The following is a 3,135-nucleotide window of genomic DNA, read 5'->3' on the forward strand; positions in this document are numbered from 1 at the left end:
TGCCGGTCCGCGCCCTGGGGCCCGTGCCGACGAATGGGTATGTGACAGCTTTGTGGGTTTGGCGAACTTTCGGTTCTTTCGTCTCCACACACCGCAATCTGGCCCCTTCCGGGTTCGCAAATTGCTTGGGTGTTATATGGTCAAGCCTCACGGGCAATTAGTATCGGTTAGCTCAACGCCTCACAGCGCTTACACACCCGACCTATCAACGTCGTAGTCTTCGACGGCCCTTCAGGGAACTCAAGGTTCCAGTGAGATCTCATCTTGAGGCAAGTTTCCCGCTTAGATGCTTTCAGCGGTTATCTTTTCCGAACATAGCTACCCGGCAATGCCACTGGCGTGACAACCGGAACACCAGAGGTTCGTCCACTCCGGTCCTCTCGTACTAGGAGCAGCCCCTCTCAAATCTCAAACGTCCACGGCAGATAGGGACCGAACTGTCTCACGACGTTCTAAACCCAGCTCGCGTACCACTTTAAATGGCGAACAGCCATACCCTTGGGACCGGCTTCAGCCCCAGGATGTGATGAGCCGACATCGAGGTGCCAAACACCGCCGTCGATATGAACTCTTGGGCGGTATCAGCCTGTTATCCCCGGAGTACCTTTTATCCGTTGAGCGATGGCCCTTCCATACAGAACCACCGGATCACTAAGACCTACTTTCGTACCTGCTCGACGTGTCTGTCTCGCAGTCAAGCGCGCTTTTGCCTTTATACTCTGCGACCGATTTCCGACCGGTCTGAGCGCACCTTCGTACTCCTCCGTTACTCTTTAGGAGGAGACCGCCCCAGTCAAACTACCCACCATACACTGTCCTCGATCCGGATGACGGACCTGAGTTAGAACCTCAAAGTTGCCAGGGTGGTATTTCAAGGATGGCTCCACGCAGACTGGCGTCCACGCTTCAAAGCCTCCCACCTATCCTACACAAGCAAATTCAAAGTCCAGTGCAAAGCTATAGTAAAGGTTCACGGGGTCTTTCCGTCTAGCCGCGGATACACTGCATCTTCACAGCGATTTCAATTTCACTGAGTCTCGGGTGGAGACAGCGCCGCCATCGTTACGCCATTCGTGCAGGTCGGAACTTACCCGACAAGGAATTTCGCTACCTTAGGACCGTTATAGTTACGGCCGCCGTTTACCGGGGCTTCGATCAAGAGCTTCGCGTTAGCTAACCCCATCAATTAACCTTCCGGCACCGGGCAGGCGTCACACCCTATACGTCCACTTTCGTGTTTGCAGAGTGCTGTGTTTTTAATAAACAGTCGCAGCGGCCTGGTATCTTCGACCGGCGTGGGCTTACGCAGCAAGTGCTTCACCCTCACCGGCGCACCTTCTCCCGAAGTTACGGTGCCATTTTGCCTAGTTCCTTCACCCGAGTTCTCTCAAGCGCCTTGGTATTCTCTACCCAACCACCTGTGTCGGTTTGGGGTACGGTTCCCGGTTATCTGAAGCTTAGAAGCTTTTCTTGGAAGCATGGCATCAACCACTTCGTCGCCTAACGGCAACTCGTCATCAGCTCTCGGCCTTGGAACCCCGGATTTACCTAAGATTCCAGCCTACCACCTTAAACTTGGACAACCAACGCCAAGCTGGCCTAGCCTTCTCCGTCCCTCCATCGCAATAACCGGAAGTACAGGAATATTAACCTGTTTTCCATCGACTACGCTTTTCAGCCTCGCCTTAGGGACCGACTAACCCTGCGTCGATTAACGTTGCGCAGGAAACCTTGGTCTTTCGGCGTGCGAGTTTTTCACTCGCATTGTCGTTACTCATGTCAGCATTCGCACTTCTGATACCTCCAGCAAGCTTCTCAACTCACCTTCACAGGCTTACAGAACGCTCCTCTACCGCATCACTTGCGTGATACCCGTAGCTTCGGTGTATGGTTTGAGCCCCGTTACATCTTCCGCGCAGGCCGACTCGACTAGTGAGCTATTACGCTTTCTTTAAAGGGTGGCTGCTTCTAAGCCAACCTCCTAGCTGTCTAAGCCTTCCCACATCGTTTCCCACTTAACCATAACTTTGGGACCTTAGCTGACGGTCTGGGTTGTTTCCCTTTTCACGACGGACGTTAGCACCCGCCGTGTGTCTCCCATGCTCGGCACTTCCAGGTATTCGGAGTTTGCATCGGTTTGGTAAGTCGGGATGACCCCCTAGCCGAAACAGTGCTCTACCCCCTGGAGTGATACATGAGGCGCTACCTAAATAGCTTTCGAGGAGAACCAGCTATCTCCGAGCTTGATTAGCCTTTCACTCCGATCCACAGGTCATCCGCTAACTTTTCAACGGTAGTCGGTTCGGTCCTCCAGTCAGTGTTACCTAACCTTCAACCTGCCCATGGATAGATCGCCCGGTTTCGGGTCTATACCCAGCGACTAAACGCCCTATTAAGACTCGCTTTCGCTACGCCTCCCCTATTCGGTTAAGCTCGCCACTGAATATAAGTCGCTGACCCATTATACAAAAGGTACGCAGTCACAGAACGAAGTCTGCTCCCACTGCTTGTACGCATACGGTTTCAGGATCTATTTCACTCCCCTCTCCGGGGTTCTTTTCGCCTTTCCCTCACGGTACTGGTTCACTATCGGTCAGTCAGTAGTATTTAGCCTTGGAGGATGGTCCCCCCATGTTCAGACAAAGTTTCTCGTGCTCCGTCCTACTCGATTTCATGGCCAAGAGATTTTCGCGTACAGGGCTATCACCCACTATGGCCGCACTTTCCAGAGCGTTCCGCTAATCTCAAAGCCACTTAAGGGCTAGTCCCCGTTCGCTCGCCACTACTAAGGGAATCTCGGTTGATTTCTTTTCCTCAGGGTACTTAGATGTTTCAGTTCCCCTGGTTCGCCTCTTGCACCTATGTATTCAGTGCAAGATAACCAGCTTGTGCTGGCTGGGTTCCCCCATTCAGAGATCTCCGGATCAAAGTCTGTTTGCCGACTCCCCGAAGCTTATCGCAGGCTACCGCGTCTTTCATCGCCTCTGACTGCCAAGGCATCCACCGTATGCGCTTCTTCACTTGACCATATAACCCCAAGCAATCTGGTTATACTGTGAAGACGACATTCGCCGAAAATTCGCAATTACTCACAAATTTTACCTTAGCCTGAATCCGCACCAGTGAAAGTGCTTC

Annotated in this window: 1 rRNA gene; it reads right to left on the reverse strand. The window is 52.7% G+C overall.

Annotated features, from left to right (window positions below):
- Nucleotides 1-136 precede the first annotated feature (136 nt).
- A 23S ribosomal RNA gene (locus KVG96_RS27425) occupies nucleotides 137-3,027 on the reverse strand.
- Between the last annotated feature and the right edge of the window lie 108 nt (nucleotides 3,028-3,135).

It is taken from the genome of Pseudomonas ekonensis, from assembly GCF_019145435.1.
In the GTDB taxonomy this organism is placed as follows: domain Bacteria; phylum Pseudomonadota; class Gammaproteobacteria; order Pseudomonadales; family Pseudomonadaceae; genus Aquipseudomonas; species Aquipseudomonas ekonensis.